This is a genomic window from Phreatobacter sp. (assembly GCF_027532945.1).
GTDB lineage: Bacteria > Pseudomonadota > Alphaproteobacteria > Rhizobiales > Phreatobacteraceae > Phreatobacter.
Map to the genome: position 1 here is coordinate 110,807 of NZ_JAPZTZ010000008.1, position 16,496 is coordinate 127,302.

Annotated in this window: 17 protein-coding genes and 1 riboswitch; of the genes, 8 read left to right on the forward strand and 9 right to left on the reverse strand. The window is 67.4% G+C overall.

The window, feature by feature from the left end; all coding sequences use genetic code 11:
* The first annotated feature begins 1 nt into the window (after position 1).
* Positions 2–415, forward strand: a complete 414-nt coding sequence (gene flbT / locus O9344_RS06470; RefSeq protein ID WP_298474405.1) for a flagellar biosynthesis repressor FlbT — start codon at positions 2–4, stop codon at positions 413–415.
* Positions 378–749 (forward strand): flagellar biosynthesis regulator FlaF, encoded by a 372-nt coding sequence (gene flaF / locus O9344_RS06475; protein WP_298474407.1) that lies wholly within the window; start codon positions 378–380, stop codon positions 747–749. Before flbT ends, flaF begins: the two co-directional genes overlap by 38 nt.
* Before the next feature lie 189 nt (positions 750–938).
* On the opposite strand, the gene O9344_RS06480 is transcribed toward flaF, so the two are convergent.
* From O9344_RS06480 to O9344_RS06490, 3 genes are read right to left on the reverse strand one after another with little or no spacing between them, the layout of a single operon-like run.
* Positions 939–2,516: a hypothetical protein gene (locus tag O9344_RS06480; protein WP_298474409.1), complete on the reverse strand. Its 1,578-nt coding sequence runs from the start codon at positions 2,514–2,516 to the stop codon at positions 939–941.
* A gap of 8 nt (positions 2,517–2,524) precedes the next feature.
* Entirely contained in the window at positions 2,525–4,417 is a 1,893-nt protein-coding gene (gene flgK / locus O9344_RS06485; protein ID WP_298474412.1) for a flagellar hook-associated protein FlgK, read from the reverse strand.
* Positions 4,418–4,452: 35 nt separating this feature from the next.
* The gene (locus O9344_RS06490) at positions 4,453–5,805 is read right to left on the reverse strand and encodes a flagellar hook-basal body complex protein (RefSeq protein ID WP_298474414.1); all 1,353 of its coding nucleotides are present in this window, start codon (positions 5,803–5,805) and stop codon (positions 4,453–4,455) included.
* Positions 5,806–6,092: 287 nt separating this feature from the next.
* On the opposite strand from O9344_RS06490, the gene O9344_RS06495 reads away from it, so the two are divergent.
* The 3 genes from O9344_RS06495 to O9344_RS06505 all read left to right on the forward strand — a co-directional run bounded on the left by O9344_RS06495 (position 6,093) and on the right by O9344_RS06505 (position 7,869).
* The gene (locus O9344_RS06495; protein WP_298474416.1) at positions 6,093–6,941 is read left to right on the forward strand and encodes a MoxR family ATPase; all 849 of its coding nucleotides are present in this window, start codon (positions 6,093–6,095) and stop codon (positions 6,939–6,941) included.
* Between the two features lie 92 nt (positions 6,942–7,033).
* The gene (locus O9344_RS06500) at positions 7,034–7,555 is read left to right on the forward strand and encodes a hypothetical protein (RefSeq protein ID WP_298474418.1); all 522 of its coding nucleotides are present in this window, start codon (positions 7,034–7,036) and stop codon (positions 7,553–7,555) included.
* Between the two features lie 92 nt (positions 7,556–7,647).
* The gene (locus tag O9344_RS06505) at positions 7,648–7,869 is read left to right on the forward strand and encodes a hypothetical protein (RefSeq protein ID WP_298474420.1); all 222 of its coding nucleotides are present in this window, start codon (positions 7,648–7,650) and stop codon (positions 7,867–7,869) included.
* A 15-nt stretch (positions 7,870–7,884) separates the two neighbouring features.
* Here the strand turns inward: O9344_RS06505 and O9344_RS06510 are convergent, their stop codons facing one another.
* Positions 7,885–8,370, reverse strand: coding sequence for a hypothetical protein (locus tag O9344_RS06510; RefSeq protein WP_298474422.1), 486 nt, complete (start codon positions 8,368–8,370; stop codon positions 7,885–7,887).
* 461 nt (positions 8,371–8,831) lie between these two features.
* Here O9344_RS06510 and O9344_RS06515 point away from each other — a divergent pair, with 461 nt between their 5' ends.
* Positions 8,832–10,013, forward strand: a complete 1,182-nt coding sequence (locus O9344_RS06515; RefSeq protein ID WP_298474424.1) for a VWA domain-containing protein — start codon at positions 8,832–8,834, stop codon at positions 10,011–10,013.
* Between the two features lie 15 nt (positions 10,014–10,028).
* Here O9344_RS06515 and O9344_RS06520 read toward each other — a convergent pair whose 3' ends face one another.
* Positions 10,029–10,925 carry a cation diffusion facilitator family transporter gene (locus O9344_RS06520; RefSeq protein WP_298474426.1) on the reverse strand — a complete coding sequence of 299 codons (897 nt, stop codon included), beginning with the start codon at positions 10,923–10,925 and terminating at the stop codon, positions 10,029–10,031.
* A 227-nt stretch (positions 10,926–11,152) separates the two neighbouring features.
* Here O9344_RS06520 and O9344_RS06525 point away from each other — a divergent pair, with 227 nt between their 5' ends.
* Positions 11,153–11,998, forward strand: a complete 846-nt coding sequence (locus O9344_RS06525; RefSeq protein ID WP_298474428.1) for a fumarylacetoacetate hydrolase family protein — start codon at positions 11,153–11,155, stop codon at positions 11,996–11,998.
* Positions 11,999–12,041: 43 nt separating this feature from the next.
* Complete coding sequence (locus O9344_RS06530) at positions 12,042–12,905, forward strand: DMT family transporter (protein ID WP_298474430.1); 864 nt, start codon at positions 12,042–12,044, stop codon at positions 12,903–12,905.
* A gap of 111 nt (positions 12,906–13,016) precedes the next feature.
* On the opposite strand, the gene O9344_RS06535 is transcribed toward O9344_RS06530, so the two are convergent.
* The 4 genes from O9344_RS06535 to O9344_RS06550 all read right to left on the reverse strand — a co-directional run bounded on the left by O9344_RS06535 (position 13,017) and on the right by O9344_RS06550 (position 16,387).
* Positions 13,017–13,631, reverse strand: coding sequence for an XRE family transcriptional regulator (locus O9344_RS06535; RefSeq protein ID WP_108178621.1), 615 nt, complete (start codon positions 13,629–13,631; stop codon positions 13,017–13,019).
* A gap of 83 nt (positions 13,632–13,714) precedes the next feature.
* Positions 13,715–14,785, reverse strand: a complete 1,071-nt coding sequence (gene dctP, locus O9344_RS06540; RefSeq protein WP_298474433.1) for a TRAP transporter substrate-binding protein DctP — start codon at positions 14,783–14,785, stop codon at positions 13,715–13,717.
* Between the two features lies 1 nt (position 14,786).
* The gene (gene thiD / locus O9344_RS06545) at positions 14,787–15,584 is read right to left on the reverse strand and encodes a bifunctional hydroxymethylpyrimidine kinase/phosphomethylpyrimidine kinase (protein WP_298474435.1); all 798 of its coding nucleotides are present in this window, start codon (positions 15,582–15,584) and stop codon (positions 14,787–14,789) included.
* Positions 15,581–16,387, reverse strand: a complete 807-nt coding sequence (locus O9344_RS06550) for a hydroxyethylthiazole kinase (protein WP_298474437.1) — start codon at positions 16,385–16,387, stop codon at positions 15,581–15,583. The genes thiD and O9344_RS06550 overlap by 4 nt, the downstream gene beginning before the upstream one ends.
* Positions 16,376–16,480, reverse strand: a riboswitch (TPP riboswitch). (Overlaps the previous gene by 12 nt.)
* Between the last annotated feature and the right edge of the window lie 16 nt (positions 16,481–16,496).

The following is a 16,496-nucleotide window of genomic DNA, read 5'->3' on the forward strand; positions in this document are numbered from 1 at the left end:
CATGGCGCTCAAGGTCGAACTGAAGCCCGGCGAGAAGTTCATCCTCGGCGACAGCGTGATCGTCAACGACGACCAGCGCACGCGGCTCACCATCGAGGGCGAGGCGCCCATCCTTCGCGAGAAGGACGTGATGACCATTGAGGCCGCCGACACCCCTTGCAAGAAGATCTACCTGATCGTGCAGCTGATGTACCTGTCGCGCGATCCGGTCAGCCACCACAAGATGTATTTCGACCTCGTCAACGACGTGGTGAAGGCGGCTCCCTCGACACTGCGATTCATCGACGACATCAACAATCACATATTAACCGGTGCGCTCTACAAAGCACTGAAGGCCACAAAAGGCCTCATCGAGTACGAAGGGACTCTGCTGGAAAATGCATCACGGGGCAGCAGCGTACGCGTCGACGGCTAAGGTCACCTCCACCGCGAGTCCCCGCGACCTGGAGGCGAGCCTTCTTCTCAAAGCCGCCGCCAAGCTTCAGGCAGTGAAGGACAATTGGGAGCAGGCCCGCGGCGATCTCAGTCCCGCCCTCGCCTACAACCGCAAGCTCTGGACGATCCTGTCCACCTCCGCGACCAAGCCCGAAAATCCGCTACCGCTGCCGATCAAGAACAATATCGCCAATCTCGGCTTGTTCATCTTCCAGCGCACCATCGACATCGAGATCGAGCCGGCCCCCGAGAAGCTGAGCATTCTCGTCTCGATCAACTCGAACATCGCCGCGGGCCTCGCCGGCCGCGGCTGATCACGGGCCGTTCGCGGCCTTTCCCGAGGCCGCTGCCGCCACTCCAAGTCGCGCCACCATGAGGCCGATCCACGGCCTCGCGTGGGACGCAGGCATCGCCCGATCGCTCCCCCAAACGGACAAAGGCGCGGACTATGCCCGCGCCTTCCGTCCTCGCCGACCACGTTGGCGAAAATTGCGTGGCCTAAATTACATGTAGTTGACGATGGTTAGCTTGGAGAGCATCGAGCTCGTCTGATAGCTGGCCTGAAGGTTCGTCTGCAGCGCCAGCATCTGCACGCCGACCTCGTTCGGGTCAGCCCGCTCGATATCGGTCACGAGGCCGCCCAGCATCGACTTTCTGTCGGCATGGCGCGTCTTGGCGCTGCCGGCCGCCGTGGTCGCCGCGGCGATGTCGATCTGGATCGACTGCACGGTCTGCGTGCCCTTTTCCATGCTGAGCCCCGAGACCACGCGCGGCGTCAGGGCCTGGAAGCGACCGAGGCCGTTGGTGTCAGTCTCGCTGAACTTAAGGCTGCTCGCCACCGCCATGTACTGGACCGCGGTGCGCAGGGCCTCCTCGTCGGCGCGCACGCCGTAGAAGACCGACTGGGCGTTGTCGATCTCGGCCGAGGCGGTCGCCCGCGGATTGGAGGAGACGAGGTCGCCCTGGTACCAGCGCACGGTGCGCGCCTCGGCGTTCTGCGGCGTGTCATAGGCCACGGAGTCCGCCATCGTGCCGGAAACCCCTGCCACCAGCCGCTTGGCGATGCCCTGCTCCACTGGCGGCGGGCCGGCGCTGGCGGTCGCCTCGCCCTTGAAGAAGTCCTCGCCCGCCTTGACCGCCGAGGCGGCGGCAAGCGGCCCGCCGATCAGCTTGCCGAGCTGGGTGCCGAGCGTGGCGCGCAAATTGTTCAGCGTGTCGGTCGAATTGGCGCCAATCTTGAATTCGTTGGCCGCCACGACCGGCGCATCGGCCGAAACGGCGGTGAGCGTCATCTGCTCGATGCTGCCGTCGGGCAGCGTGAACTTCAGCATCATCGCCTGGCCAACCGAGGCATTGCCCGCGCCCGCGGCGAGCGACAGCGAGGCCGGCGGGCCCGCCGTATGGGTCGCCGTAATGCCGTCGACGGCGCCGGTGGGAGGCGCGACCTTGAGGCCCAAGGCGTGGACACCGTCCTCGGTGAGCGTCACGGGCTGCGTGCCCTGCGCCGACAGGGTCACGCGGCCGGTGGCGGCGGGATTGGCCTCCGGAGAGGCGCTGGCGACGCCGAGATCGGCCTGCATGCGCTGCAGCAGGACGGTCTTGAAGCCGTCCTTGGAATTATCACCGTTGAGGAAGATCGTCGGATCGACAACCGGCGGCGTCGCCGACTTGCGGCCGCCGAAGACATAGCGCGTGCCGTCATTGGCATTCAGCATGGACACGATGGAGGACAGGCTCTGGCCTGCCGCCACCTGGCCGATCGTCTGGCCGGACGACAGCTTGTACTCGTTCGGCTGCATCGACGTCTTGGTCGACGAGATCGTTTTCGAGATGCCGGTGAGCGACGTGTCGATGATCGAGATGCGCGTCGAGACGAGCGAGATACTCTGCTGCCAGGCGTCGATCTGGCTCATCGAGGCGCGGAAGGCGAGCGAGAAGCCGCGCTCGGCGCCGAGGCCGCCATAGGTCTCGGCCTTCTTGCCAGTGCCGAGCTGGCGCTGGAGGTCCGAGAGCTGGTCCTTCATGCGCAGGAAGTCCGCCGCGCTCAGTCCCGAGATGATACCGGAAGTTCGAATGGCCATGACGCGCCTCACATCTTCTGCAGCATGTCCAGCATCTCGCGGACCGAGCTCATGATGCGCGCATTGGCGCCGTAAGCGGTCTGCAGCTGGATCAGCAGGGTCATTTCCTCGTCGATGTTCACCGCCGCGACGCTATCGAAGCGCGCCTGCAGCTGCGTCACCACGGCATCCTGGCCTTTGGCCACCTGCTTGGCGCTGGCCGCGTCATTGGTCTGGTTGACGATCACCGAGCGGGCATAGGAGAGCACCGAGCCTCGGAACGGATTGCCGTCAGTGCCAAGACCTCCGGCCGGTTTGAAGTAGCGGCCCGTATCGGCGAGCGCCTTCACGAAGTAGGACGGGCGCGTCCCGTCGGATTCCAGCGTCGTGGCGCTGAGCTTCACCAGCGCGCTCGGATCAGCCTTCAGCGCGGCATTCACGTCGATACGCACGGCAAGCCCGACGAACTGCGATCCCGAACCGGTGTAGCGGTCCGAGTAGAGCCCTCCGACGGCTGTCGAATCGATGAAGAAGGGCAGCGACGTGCCGCCATCGGTCAGCGTGCGCGCCGTGACATTGGCCGCCGCGGCATTGACCGCGGCGCCGCCCGTGACGGTCGGATCGGCGAGGACGCGCAGGTTCGACCCCGACACGGCCACCGAGAAGGAACCAGCGGGCGCGCCGACGCTCGTCGCCCAGGTGTCGATCGCCGCCTGCATCTGCATCGCGTGCCCCGCGGCCGAGGTACCGGTCAGGCGGAACACCTGATCGTTCGGGTCGGCCGTCATCGTGTCGGCCATGGGCACGGTGGTGTCGTCGACACGCTTGAACGTGAGCTTCTTGGTGACGCCGTTGGCGGTGAGCTCAAGCGTCACCGTGTCGCCGTCGGACAGGCCCGGACCGAGAACGGTGTCGTAGCCCTTTGTGGGACCAGGCCCGGCCACCGTAGCCGGGGTGCTGGTCGAGCCATTGCCGAGCGCTTGGGCAAGGCTGGCGGCGATCTGGTCGAGCTGCGACTGCGCCGCCGGCATGGCCTTGTCGCGCAGGTCGATGAGGGCGGCGATCTTGCCTGACGTGAACACCCCGGCCGCGATGAGATCCATCTGGCCCGACGGCGTATCGGCCGTGATCGTGCCGACCGTCCGCTTGGTCGGGTCGGTATCGTAGATATTGGACGGACCGATGAGGTCGCGGCCATCGAAGGACAGTGTCGGCTTGGTGGTGGACAGCAGCACGAAGCCGGCGCCGCCATAGAGCTGAACCGCGCCGCTATCCTGATAGACGGTGCGGACATTGGTGTATTCGGCGATCTCGGAGACCAGGGCGTCGCGCTGGTCGAGCAGGCCGACGCGGCTCTCGTCGGTGAACGAGACTTCGAGCCGGCCGTTCACCTTCGACAGGTCGGTGAGCAGCGTGTTGAGGCGCGTGGTGGCGTCGGCAAGGCCCTTCTCGGCGTCGAGGCGCATGTCCTGCACCGAGGTCGACAGGCTGCGGAGGCTCTGCGCCACCACCGTCGCCGAATTGATGACGCCGGCCCGCGCCGTGGCGCTCTCCGGCGAGGTCAGCAGCGTCTGGAACGACGAGGAGAAGGTGTTCAGCACCGTGTCGAGGGCGCGGGCCGAACCAGGCGCGCCCATCATCTGGTCGAGCCGGTCGAGGAACTGCGAGCGGGTGGAGGCATAGCCGGCATTCGACTTTTCGCCGACCAGCTGGCGCTGCACGAAGGCGTCATATTCTCGCCGGATCGAACCGACCTTGACGCCGGCGATCTGGTCGCCGGCGAGCGCGTCGACCGGGTCGATCAGCTTGCGCGTGTAGCTGGGGTTCCCCGCATTGGCGATGTTGGCGCTGGTCAGCGCCGTCGCCTGCGCGTTGAAGCGCAGGCCGGACAGGGAATTGGCGAGGGCACTGGTGAGGGTCATCGCAGGTCACTCCTTGACGCGCGCCATGCTCCGCCTCAGCGGATCATGTTGATCGTTTCCTGGAGCATCGAGTTCGAGGTGGTCACGATGCGGGTGTTGGCCGCGTAGGCCTGCTGGGTGATGATCAGCTTGGTGAACTCCTCGGAGATGTCGACGTTCGAGCCCTCAAGGCTCTGCGACACGATCCGCCCGGAGGCGCCGAGGATGGCCGGGCCCGAGCCCGACGTCTCCTGGAAGGCGCCGCCATCGAGGCGCTTCAGCATGTTGTCGCCGTTGAAGCTGGCGAGCGGGATGGAGAACAGGTCCACCGACTGGCCGTTGGAATAGTTGCCGCGCACGCGGCCGGTAACGGTGATGGTGACGTTCGTCAGCTCGCCGACGGCGTAGCCGTTCTGGCCAATGTCGGTCACCTGAACCGTGCCGTCGGCGCGGGCATATTGGGACAGGCCGTTGGTGCCGATATCGAGCTCGACATTGCCGACATTGGTGCCGTTGACCGTCAGGTTGGGGATGGTCGGCGACGAGGTCGGCGAGGTCAGCTGGCCGGTGCTGGAGAAGGTGAAGTCGCCACCGATACGCGTCCACGTCTCGGCGCCTGAGGTCGAGCTCGACTGATAATAGGCGCTCCAGGTGTCGGAGACGGCAGGCGGGCCGGCGCTGGCATTGGCGGTCTTGGCCCAGCGCACCTGCACGTTCACCTGTTTGCCGAGCGAATCGTAGGCGATGATCGAGCCGCCGGAAACCGATGTGGCGACGAAATTGGCGGCATTGGTAGAGTTGATGGTGGCCGAGCCGATCAGCGAGGCCTGCATCAGTTCGCTGCCGGCGGTGGAGCTCGCATTCGTCGTCTTCGGCGTCGTGGGCAAGCTGGCGCGGTACTTGATCACGTCGGTGGCGCGGGCCGGCACGACGTCGTTGGTGATCTGGATCGGCACCGTCGAGGAGCCGAGGGGATTGCCGGTTTTGCGGTCGAGCGGCAGGCCGCGCAGGTAATAGCCGGCACCATTGACCATGTAGCCGTTGGCGTCGACGGTGAAGTCGCCGCGCCTAGTATAGGCGTTGGTCGTGGCGAAGGTCGGCTTGCCGTCGACCATGCCCGAGGGCTGCTGCACCACGAAATAGCCGTCGCCGTTGATGGCGAGGTTGGTGGTGATCGAGGTCGCGGAGATCTGGCCCTGGATCGTGTTGGTGGCACGCGAATAACCAGTGACCGAGCCGGAGAGCTCACGCTTGGGGCCCGAATCCGGGATCAGGTCGACGAAGGCCGTGTCGATGCGCTTGAAAGCGGTTGTCTGCGAGTTGGCGATATTGCCGGAAATGTTTTCCAGGGCGTAGGCCTGCGCCGAGAGGCCGCTGACCGCCGTGGTCATTGCACCGAAGATACCCATTGTTACTCCCCTCGCCGCTGCTGCACGGCCGGCAGGCGACGCAACCCGTCGCGCTTCGCCAAAAGGCTTTGCAGCGCCCGTGCCAAGACCGCGGACAGCGAGGAGGTCTTGTTTTTCAAGGATTTGGATGGTGAACGCCGCGTTAATGCGCGGGCGCCCGGCAGTTTCGCCTGTGCCGATCGGCATATTCTGCCGGGTGTTGCGGGGCCGCCCTGCCCCCCCTACCCTTGTCGCCAGACGAGGGGGCGATGCCCCCGCGACCCCCTGCAAGGCGAGAGGCAAATTCCATGGCGTCCGGGCGTTTCGAGGGCACGAGCGGCTATGTCGCGACCGACGACCTCAAGGTCGCGGTGAACGCGGCGATCACGCTGCAGCGGCCGCTGCTGGTGAAGGGCGAGCCCGGCACCGGCAAGACGGTCCTCGCCATCGAGGTGGCCAAGGCCATCGGCGCGCCGCTCATCGAGTGGCACGTGAAGTCCACCACCAAGGCGCAGCAGGGCCTCTACGAATATGACGCGGTCTCCCGCCTGCGCGACAGCCAGCTCGGCGACGAGAAGGTCAAGGACATCGCCAACTACATCAAGCGCGGCAAGCTGTGGGAGGCCTTCTCGGCGCCCGTGCGGCCGGTGCTGCTGATCGACGAGATCGACAAGGCCGACATCGAGTTCCCGAACGACCTCCTCCAGGAGCTCGATCGCATGGAGTTCTTTGTCTACGAGACCGGCGAGACCGTGAAGGCGGTGCAGCGCCCCATCGTCGTCATCACCTCGAACAACGAGAAGGAACTGCCGGACGCCTTCCTGCGCCGCTGCTTCTTCCATTACATCAAGTTCCCCGATGCCGGGACGATGCAGGCCATCGTCGACGTCCACTTCCCCGGCATCAAGCAGAAGCTGGTCTCCGAGGCGCTGCGCATCTTCTACGAGGTGCGCGAGGTCCCCGGCCTGAAGAAGAAGCCGTCGACCTCCGAGCTGCTGGACTGGCTGAAGCTGTTGATGGTCGAGGACATCGATGTCGAGACGCTGCGCGAGAAGGACCCGCGCAAGATGATCCCGCCGCTCCACGGCGCGCTTCTGAAGAACGAGCAGGACGTGCATCTCTTCGAGCGGCTGGCCTTCCTCGCCCGCCGCGGCTGAGGCATGGTCCGCGGGGCCGCGCGGCGAGTCGCGCGGTATCGATGGGACATGTCCAACGGGGACCGGCAACCGTGAAGGGTTGGCCTTCAGGCATGGCCGCACTGGCGGCGCTCTGGCTCACCGGCTGCTCCGCCGGGCTCGATGCGAGCCCGCCGGGGCCTGCGGGAACTTCAGCCTGGGCCATCGAACGCCAGGTCGCGCGCTGCCGCGCCACCCAGTCCGGCGGCACACGGGCAGCGGGCGCAGGCCTCGCGGGCGTCGCCATCTTCGGCTCGGTCACCGCCATCTCCCGAACCGAGGGACCGGAGGATTGTGGCCCCGTCCTCGCCCTCACCGACGAGGATGTCGGTGAGATCCGCACCTTGCTCACCGCGACCGCCGCCAGCGCCCGCGGGCTCGACACGACCTGGCGCAGCCGCGCCGGCGCCCGCCGCGAGCTCGTCCTCTCGGTCTATCCGGTCGAGGCACGGTCGGGCCGCCCCTGCCGCGTCGTCACTGCGATGTTGACGGTCTATGGCGATCCCGCCGGCGCGCTGTTTGGCGCCCCGCCACCCCTCCCCCTCGACGAGCAGCGCTTCTGCCGGGCCCCGAGTGGAGCCTGGGAGCCGGGCTGAGGGCTGCGTCCCGATACGCGCGGCCGCACTCCGTGTCGTCGCGCTGAAACATGGCGGCCTTGTGCTGGCTGTATCCTGACCGGAGCCTGCCCATGACCTCCACTCTCGCCCTCATCCTCGTCCTCGCCGCCTCTGCCGTCGCGCTGCTCGTCTTCGTGCTCAAGGCGATCCTCGGTGGCGGCAGCGATGGCGACAGCAGTGACGGCGGCTCCGGCGCTGACGACAGCAACGACGCAGGCGAATCCAGCAGCGGCGGCGATTCCGGCGGTGGCGACTCCGGTGGCGGTGGCGATGGGGGCGGTGGCGGCGATTGAACCCGAGACGAAGGCTCAGCCACCCCGCATGAGCCCCACACCCCAGCGGCCGAGCCGATAGGCGCCATAAACCAGCGCTCCCATGACCGTAAGTCCGAGGACACCCTCGGCGACCCCGGCAAGCGACAAGGCGCCGCTACGGGCCTCCTGGACGATGCGCGCCACCATTCCGGCACCAGCCGCTCCGCCCAGCACGATGGCGACCGTCAGAAGGACGAGGTGGCCGGGCTGCCGCGGCGCCTCTCCGCCCCCCGGCAGGCGACGACGCCAGCGGTCGATGCGGATGGCAAGACGCGCCGCGACATAACCAGCCGCATAGAGCGGCGGCAGCATGCCGATCCCGATGAAGGAGGCGATGAGCGTGATCGCCACGGACCGCCGCATGGCATCGGCGAGACCGGCCAGGGAGCCGGGCGGACAGGGACGGAAGTCGAGGCCCAGCGGCGCCGGACAACCGGCCCAGTCGGACAGGGCCGGGAACAGCAGAAAGCTGGCAATCACCCAGAGGCCCGGGAGCGCAACGATCCAGCCGAGAAGAAGGGGCCAGCGGCGCTCGACGGCCTTGGGTGACGCGGGCGCGGACGGAGGAGCTGACGGCGGCATGCGAATGGTGTGCAACGTCGATGTTTCTAGCGATTGTCGTTGCGTCATGGGACCCCGGTTCCAACCGGTGTCCGCCGTCTGGCATGGCCCTTTGACGGCCATGTTCCGAAGGCGCATTTTTTTCACATGCGACACGCGGTCTATTTCACCGCCTTTGCGGCCTTGGTTCTGTCCCTGCCCCTTTCATGGTGGATGGCCAGCCGCTTTCGGCGGAGCGCTCGCATGCGTCATGCGGAGGAACAACGGGCGGCAGCGGACCGGCTTGCGGCAACCGCCGGCGCGCCACAGGGCGGGGGCAGCGTCTGATCCGCCCAACGGCACGGGATGACGGCGGCGGGCCGAGCCCCTAGACTGCCCCCATGTTCATCCATTTCTTCCACGAGCTGAAGAAGGCCGGCGTACCCGTGACGGTGCGCGAATACCTGACGCTGATGGAGGCGCTCGACGCCGACATCATCGACCGGGCGCCGACCGACTTCTACTACCTCTCCCGCGCCACGCTGGTGAAGGACGAGCGCAACATCGACAAGTTCGACAAGGTCTTCGGCGCCACCTTCAAGGGCCTTGAGAGCCTCGCCGAGGGCCTCGAGGTCGACATTCCCGAGGAATGGCTGCGCAAGCTCACCGAGAAATTCCTCACTGAGGAGGAGAAGGCCCAGATCGAGGCGCTCGGCGGCTGGGACAAGCTCATGGAGGCGCTGAAGAAGCGGCTCGAGGAGCAGAAGGGCCGCCACCAGGGCGGGTCGAAGTGGATCGGCACGGGCGGCACATCGCCCTTCGGCGCCTATGGCTACAATCCCGAAGGGGTGCGCATCGGCCAGGACGGCAACCGCAATTTCCGCGCCGTGAAGGTCTGGGACAAGCGCGAGTTCAAGGACTACGACGACCAGGTCGAGCTCGGCACCCGCAACATCAAGATGGCGCTGCGCCGCCTGCGCAAGTTCGCCCGCACCGGCTCGCCCGACGAGCTCGATCTCGACGGCACGATCCGCGAGACCGCCCGCCACGGCTATCTCGACGTGCAGATGCGGCCCGAGCGCCGTAACTCCATCAAGGTGCTGATCTTCTTCGACGTCGGCGGGTCGATGGACTGGCATATCCAGCTCTGCGAGGAGCTGTTCTCGGCCGCCAAGGCCGAGTTCAAGCACATGGAATACTTCTATTTCCACAACTGCCTTTACGAGAAGGTGTGGAAGAAGAACTCCCGCCGCTTCGACGATGTCACCCCGACCTGGGACGTGCTGCACAAATACGGCAACGACTACAAGGTCATCTTCGTCGGCGACGCCTCGATGAGCCCGTATGAGATCATGCAGCCCGGCGGCTCGGTGGAGCATTTCAACGAGGAGGCCGGCGTCACCTGGATGAAGCGGGTCGGCTCCATCTACTCCTCCATGGTCTGGCTGAACCCGGTGAAGGAGAAGCACTGGGACTACACCCACTCCATCGGCATGATGCGTGACGTGATGGAGCAGCGGATGTTCCCGCTCACCCTCGATGGCCTCGACAAGGCGATGAAGGAGCTGGTGCGCTCGCGCTGAGCCCGGCCTGCGGCTTTAGAGCACCACGATTCCCGAGTGCTTCGCCTTGTCCTCGGGCTCCACATGGATGGTGATCTGCGCGTGGCCGACCTCGCCGCGGATCGCCTGTTCGAGCCGGTCGCAGATGGTGTGGGCCGATTCCACCGACATGGCGCCGGGCACGACGAGGTGGAACTCCAGGAAGGTCGTTTTGCCCGCCATGCGGCTCCGGAGGTCATGCGCCTCGATGGCGCCCTCGGCATTGGCGGAGATGAGCGCGCGGATCCGGTCGAGCTCGGATTCGGGCAGCGCCTTGTCCATGAGGCCGCCGACGCTGTCGCTCATCAGCTTCCAGCCCGCCCAGAGGATGTTCACCGCCACGATGGCGGCCAGCGCCGGATCGAGGATGGCCCAACCGGTGGCGGTGGCCAGCAGCACGCCGACGAGCACGCCGGCCGACGAGACCACGTCGGTGAGCAGGTGATGGCCGTCGGCGACGAGGGCAGGCGAGCGCAGGCGGCGCCCCTGCGAGACCAGCACCCAGCACCAGCCGGCATTGAGGAGGCCGGCGGCGCCGTTGACCATCAGGCCCATCGTGTCGCCGGTGAGCGGCTTCGGTTCGCGGAAGCCCTGCCAGGCCTCGTGGAGGATGAGGATGGCCGCCACCACGATGAACACGCCGACGATGACGGCGGAGAAGTATTCGACCTTGCCGTGGCCATAAGGGTGGTCCTTGTCGGCCGGGCGGCCACTGGTCCGCACCGCCAGTGCCGCCACGATGGCCGTAACAACATTGACGATACTTTCCAGCGCATCCGAATAGAGCGCGATCGATCCGGTGAGGACGAAGGCCAGATACTTGAGCGCGAGCACCGCAACGCCAATAACGATGCTCATCAGCGCGATAAACTGGACACGATCTATTTTGGCCATGCGCGCCGTCCTCTCTGCGGGTGCACCTAACAGATCGCGCCACGGAAAGCCATAGACGGCCAATACATGCAAATCGCTCGCAATCGCGGCGCAGGCATGACATCCGGCAAGCCACCCGCACCCGCCATCCCGGCGCGGCATCCATGCACAGCGCGGCCTTGCGCGATCGCGAGACGCCCGCTCATGATCGATCAACGATCGTGCAACAACAAAGGGGAGGACGGATCGTGAAACTCGTTCGCTACGGCGCCAAGGGTAAGGAAAAGCCTGGCCTCGTCGATCCCGACGGCAAGATCCGCGATCTGTCGTCGGTGGTGCCAGACATCGCCGGCGCCGCGCTCGGCAAGAAGACGCTCGCCAAGATCGCCAAGGCGAACTGGGAGAAGTTGCCGCTGGTGAAGGGCAAGCCGCGCTATGGCGCCTGCGTCGGGGACGTCGGCAACTTCATCGCCGTCGGCCTCAACTATGCCGACCACGCCGCCGAGACGGGCGCCGCCATTCCCACCGAGCCGATCCTCTTCAACAAGGCGCGCTCCTGCATCGTCGGCCCGAACGACGACGTCATGCTGCCGAAGAAGTCGGTGAAGACCGACTGGGAGATCGAGCTCGCCATCGTCATCGGCGAGCGCGCCCGCTACGTCTCCAAGAAGGACGCGCTCTCCGTCGTCGCCGGCTTCTGCATCTGCAACGACGTCTCCGAGCGCGAATACCAGATCGAGCGCGGCGGCCAGTGGATGAAGGGCAAGGGTTGCGAGACCTTCGGGCCCCTCGGCCCCTGGCTTGTCACCACCGACGAGATCAAGGACGTGCAGAACCTCGGCATGTGGCTCGACGTCAACGGCGCGCGCATGCAGACCGGCTCGACCAAGACCATGATCTTCGACGTGAAGACCATCGTCTCCTACGTCTCCGAATTCATGGTTCTGGAGCCCGGCGACGTCATCACCACCGGCACGCCGCCCGGCGTCGGCCTCGGCATGAAGCCGCCGAAGTTCCTCAAGGCCGGCGACGTCATGACGCTCGGCATCGAGGGCCTCGGCGAGCAGAAGCAGAAGGTCATCGCCTGGCAGTGACCGGACCGGCGGGCGTGCCCTGACCGGCCGCCCGCCTGCCCTGATGCCCCCTGCCCTCGCGCTCGGCGCGCTCACCACGGCCGCGATGGTCGCCTTCGCGGCGAATTCCATCCTCGCGCGCCTGGCGCTCGCCTCAGGCTCCATCGACGATCTCGGCTATACCGGCTGGCGCCTCGCCTCCGGGGCGGTGACGCTCGTCCTCGTGCTGCGGCTCCTGGAACGTGACCGCCCTCTCCTGCCGCTGGCGGGAAGCCGGCCGCAGGCCGTGGCGCTCTTCGGCTATGCCGTCCTCTTCTCGATCGCCTATCTTTGGCTCGGCGCAGCGGTCGGGGCCATCGTGCTCTTCGGCGCGGTCCAGGCCGGGATGATCGGCCGCGCGCTCGTTGCGGGCGACCGGCCGGGGCTGGTGGAAATCGGAGGGCTCACGCTCGCCTTCGCCGCCCTTGTGTGGCTGGTCTCGCCCGCAGTGGCAGCGCCCCCGCCCATGGGCATCTTCGTCATGGCCCTGTCGGGTCTGTGCTGGGCGGCCTATTCGCTGCTCGGCCGCGGGTCGACGCGACCCGTCGCCGACACCGCCGGCAACTTCGTCCGCTGCCTGCCCGCGGGCCTCGGGCTGATGGCCTGGAGCCAGGTGACGGCTGCGCCCTCGGCCTTCGGCATCGCCTGCGCCATCGCGTCCGGCGCCATCGCCTCGGGGCTCGGCTATGCGGTCTGGTATCGCGTGCTGCCGCGCCTGTCGCGGGTCACCGCGGCGTCTGTCCAGCTGACGGTTCCTGCGATTGCCGCCGCCGGCGCAGTGCTGCTGCTGGCCGAGCCGCTAACGCTGCGTCTTGTGCTGGCGAGCGCTGCCATCATCGCCGGCATGGCGGTGACGGTGGTCGCGGGCGAACGCCGCCGCCGCGGCTGAATCACTCTGCGAGGAGATTGAATCTCGCTCTCAACGCGAGGGCTTTTCGGATTCGTTTTCAGCGAGATGCGGGCGCGGCATGAATCATCGCGCGATGCCGCGCGGCGCGCATCACTCCATCACCGCGGCCTTGAGGATGCAGACCATGACGGCATGGGCCGGCGTCGTGCCGCGGTTGCGGATGACGTGGCGACCATCGCAGCGGTAGCGCGCGCTCTCGCCGGGGCCGACCACCTCGACGCGATCCGCGACCTCGACGGTCAGTTCGCCGGAGAGCACCGACAGGCTCTCGATGGAGCCGCGCTGGTGGCCGTCGCTCTCCAGCACCCCGCCGGGGTCGCACTGGAAGTCGTACCACTGCAGCCATTCCACCGTCTTGATCCAGCCGATGATCGACAGCCGGCACTTGCCGTCGTCCGAGACGAGCAGCGGCGTATCGGCACGCGACAGCTTCTCAAGGAACGGCTCCTCGGTGGCGGTGGCGAGCACCCGCTCGATGGAGACGTCCAGCGCCTGGCTGAGGCGCCAGATGGTGGCAAGGGTCGGGTTGGTCTCGTTGCGCTCGATCTGGCTGATGATCGACTTGGCGACGCCCGACTGCTCCGACAGCTCCGACAGCGACAGGTTGTAGGCCTTGCGCAAGCGCTGCACCGTCTTGCCGAGATTGCCCGACAGGACATGGGCTCCCGCGTCGAGCTCGGTCTTTTTCGGATCGCGGTCGGCCATGGGAAAGGGGCACCCGGACGGAGTGACGAACGATCGTTCGATCTTAAGGACAGCCTCGCTGCGGTGCAAGGTGAGCGCGCCGGTCAGACCTCCCGCGCGCCGAGCGCCGCATGGGTCGACACGCGCGTCCAGGGTGCGATGCGCGCCTGGAACGCCGCATAGCTCTCCGCGACGCGGCCTGCCATGGGGCTGCGCGTGCTGAGGTCGCGCTGCAGGTCAGCCGCCTGTCGGCGCGCCTGCTGCACCAGCGCCGCCGGGAAGCCGCGCAGCTTGACGCCGTGGATGCCGACCAGCGTCGTCAGCGCCTCCATGTTGAGGACCTCGATCTCGGCCAGCGCCACCGCCTGCTCCGCCTCGCTCGCGACCTCGACGATGGCCTTGAGGTCGGCCGGCAGGCCGTCCCACAGCGCCTTGTTGATGACGAGTTCGCTCGAGCCGTTGGGCTTGTTGAAGCCCGGGGCGTAGTAGAACGGCGCAACGCGCCAGAGGCCGAGCTGGATGTCAGAGCCCGGCGCGGTGAACTCCGCGCCATCGACGGCACCGCGCTCCAGCGCCGGATAGATGTCGCCCGGCGGCACGGCAATGGCCGTGGCCCCCAGCCGCTGGAACAGTTCGGCCCCGAGCCCGACCATGCGGATGGTCAGGCCCTTCACGTCCTCGGCCGACTGGATCTCGCGGCGGAACCAGCCGCCCATGGAGACGCCGGTATTGCCGCCGAGCAGCGGCTTCACGCCGAAGCGCTCGGAGGCCGCATCCCACAGCGCCTGACCGCCGCCCTTCAGCACCCAGGCATTGTGCTCAGGCGGTGTCAGGCCAAAGGGCACGGTGGTGAAGAACGCGAGCGCCGGCTCGCGGCCGATGGCGAAGAAGGAGGCGGAGTGGCCGAGCTCCACCGTGCGGTTGCCCACCGCCTCGTGGACGGCGAAAGCGGGCACGACCTCGCCGGCGGCAAAGACCTGCACCTCGATCCGACCGCCGGAGAGGTTGCGGATGCGGTCGGCAATGCGCTGGGCGGAGAAGGACGGGCCGGGCAGTGTCTTCGGCCAGGACGTCACCATGCGCCATCGCAGCGGCGTCTGGGCCGAGGCGATGGCGGGAGCGGCCAGGAGGCCGGCGGCGCCGGCAGCGAGAGCGGAACGGCGGGTCGGGATCATATCACCACCAGGCATGAAAATGATGGGTCGGTCCGTGGCCGGAGCCGATGGAAAGGCGGTCGGAGGCGGCAATGGCTTTCGTGACGTAATCCTTGGCCTCCGAGACGGCCTGCCCCAGCGGGAAACCCTTGGCGAGGCCCGCGGCGATGGCCGAGGACAGGGTGCAGCCAGTCCCGTGGGTGTTGCGGGTGGCAATCCGCGGCGCTTCCAGCCGGACCGCCCCTTCGCGCATCACCAGCAGGTCGACGCTGGTCTCGCCGCTGCCGTGGCCGCCCTTCATCAGCACGGCCGGTGCGCCGAGGGTGATGAGCTTCTGCCCCTGCGCCAGCATGTCCTCCTCACGCAGCGCCACCGGCTGATCGAGAAGTGCCGCAGCCTCCAGCAGGTTCGGCGTCACCACGACAGCGCGCGGCAGCAGCAACCGCTTCAGCGCCGAGATGGCGACGGGGTTCAGCAACCGGTCGCCGGAGGTCGCGACCATCACCGGGTCCAGCACAACCGCTTTGACGCCGTGGCGGTCGAGGCCGGCGGCCACCGCCTCGATCACCGGCACCTGCGAGAGCATGCCGATCTTCACCGCGCCGACCGCGAGGTCGGAGAAGACCGAATCCATCTGCGCGGCGATGAAAGCCGCCGGCACGTCGTGGATGGCCTGCACACCCCGCGTGTTCTGCGCGGTGAGCGCAGTGATGACGCTCGCGCCATAGACGCCGAGGGCGGAGAAGGTCTTGAGGTCAGCTTGGATGCCGGCGCCGCCGCCGGAATCCGAGCCCGCGATGGTCACGGCGATGGCGGTCATGAAGCGTCTCCTCGCGTGAGGACGGTGATGCGCGCTCCGTCCGCGAGGGCGTCGGGGGTGAGCGCGTCGAGCGCGTCGAGATAGGCGATGGCGAAGCTGCCGGGCCCCTTGGGCGTCCGCGCAGCAACCTCCCCGGCAAGGCCGAGGACGGCGAGGGCTGCGGCGGTCGCAACCAGCGGCGTGGCGCAGACCGACAGGAAGGCGGTGGTGATAGCGGCACCGGCGCAGCCCATGGCGGTGACGCGCGCCATCAGCGGATGTCCGTTGGCGATTGCGAAGCCCGGCGACCCATCCGTCACCCAGTCGGCCTCCCCGGTCACGGCGACGACCGTGCCGAGCCGTCCGGCAAGGGCCGCGGCGCCATCCCCCGGCGCCAGCGCGGCGATCTCGGCGGCATTGGCGCGGATGACCGTCGGACGGCGCGCCGCGATCTCTCGCGCGAAGGCCGCCCGCGGCGGCGAGCGATCGACGAAGACCGGGTCGAGCAGCCAGGGCCGGCCTGCTCCAGCCGTGGCGTCGATGGCCGTTGCGATCACGGCCCGCCGCTCCGGCTCCAGCGTGCCGAGATTGACGAGCAGCCCGTCGGCGCTGCCGGCAAAGGCGGCGATCTCGTCGGGCGAGGTGGTCATGGAGGGCACTGCGCCGATGGCGAGCAGCGCGTTGGCGGTGTAGGCCTGCGCCACCGAATTGGTGATGCAGTGGATGCGCGGCCGGCGCGCGCGGATGGCGGCAAGGCCAGCTTGCGCGGCGGCAATGACAGTGTGGGGTGACAGGACTTCCCCGGACGGGGGCAGGGCATCCATCTCGGTTTCCTCCGCCGGCATGACCCGGATCAGGTGCGACGGGTTGGCCGTGACCGGCCTCTCAGCCCCTGAGGGGCACCCCGACGAGATGCCTCAAAAGCTAGGCCAA

Excerpts from the sequence above, each read along its gene's own strand:
- flbT (WP_298474405.1), top strand. The coding sequence starts at position 2 with ATGGCGCTCAAGGTCGAACTGAAGCCCGGCGAGAAGTTCATCCTCGGC.
- flaF (WP_298474407.1), top strand. The coding sequence starts at position 378 with ATGCATCACGGGGCAGCAGCGTACGCGTCGACGGCTAAGGTCACCTCC.
- O9344_RS06480 (WP_298474409.1), bottom strand. The coding sequence starts at position 2,516 with ATGGCCATTCGAACTTCCGGTATCATCTCGGGACTGAGCGCGGCGGAC.
- flgK (WP_298474412.1), bottom strand. The coding sequence starts at position 4,417 with ATGACCCTCACCAGTGCCCTCGCCAATTCCCTGTCCGGCCTGCGCTTC.
- O9344_RS06490 (WP_298474414.1), bottom strand. The coding sequence starts at position 5,805 with ATGGGTATCTTCGGTGCAATGACCACGGCGGTCAGCGGCCTCTCGGCG.
- O9344_RS06495 (WP_298474416.1), top strand. The coding sequence starts at position 6,093 with ATGGCGTCCGGGCGTTTCGAGGGCACGAGCGGCTATGTCGCGACCGAC.
- O9344_RS06500 (WP_298474418.1), top strand. The coding sequence starts at position 7,034 with ATGGCCGCACTGGCGGCGCTCTGGCTCACCGGCTGCTCCGCCGGGCTC.
- O9344_RS06505 (WP_298474420.1), top strand. The coding sequence starts at position 7,648 with ATGACCTCCACTCTCGCCCTCATCCTCGTCCTCGCCGCCTCTGCCGTC.
- O9344_RS06515 (WP_298474424.1), top strand. The coding sequence starts at position 8,832 with ATGTTCATCCATTTCTTCCACGAGCTGAAGAAGGCCGGCGTACCCGTG.
- O9344_RS06520 (WP_298474426.1), bottom strand. The coding sequence starts at position 10,925 with ATGGCCAAAATAGATCGTGTCCAGTTTATCGCGCTGATGAGCATCGTT.
- O9344_RS06530 (WP_298474430.1), top strand. The coding sequence starts at position 12,042 with ATGCCCCCTGCCCTCGCGCTCGGCGCGCTCACCACGGCCGCGATGGTC.
- O9344_RS06535 (WP_108178621.1), bottom strand. The coding sequence starts at position 13,631 with ATGGCCGACCGCGATCCGAAAAAGACCGAGCTCGACGCGGGAGCCCAT.
- dctP (WP_298474433.1), bottom strand. The coding sequence starts at position 14,785 with ATGATCCCGACCCGCCGTTCCGCTCTCGCTGCCGGCGCCGCCGGCCTC.
- thiD (WP_298474435.1), bottom strand. The coding sequence starts at position 15,584 with ATGACCGCCATCGCCGTGACCATCGCGGGCTCGGATTCCGGCGGCGGC.
- O9344_RS06550 (WP_298474437.1), bottom strand. The coding sequence starts at position 16,387 with ATGGATGCCCTGCCCCCGTCCGGGGAAGTCCTGTCACCCCACACTGTC.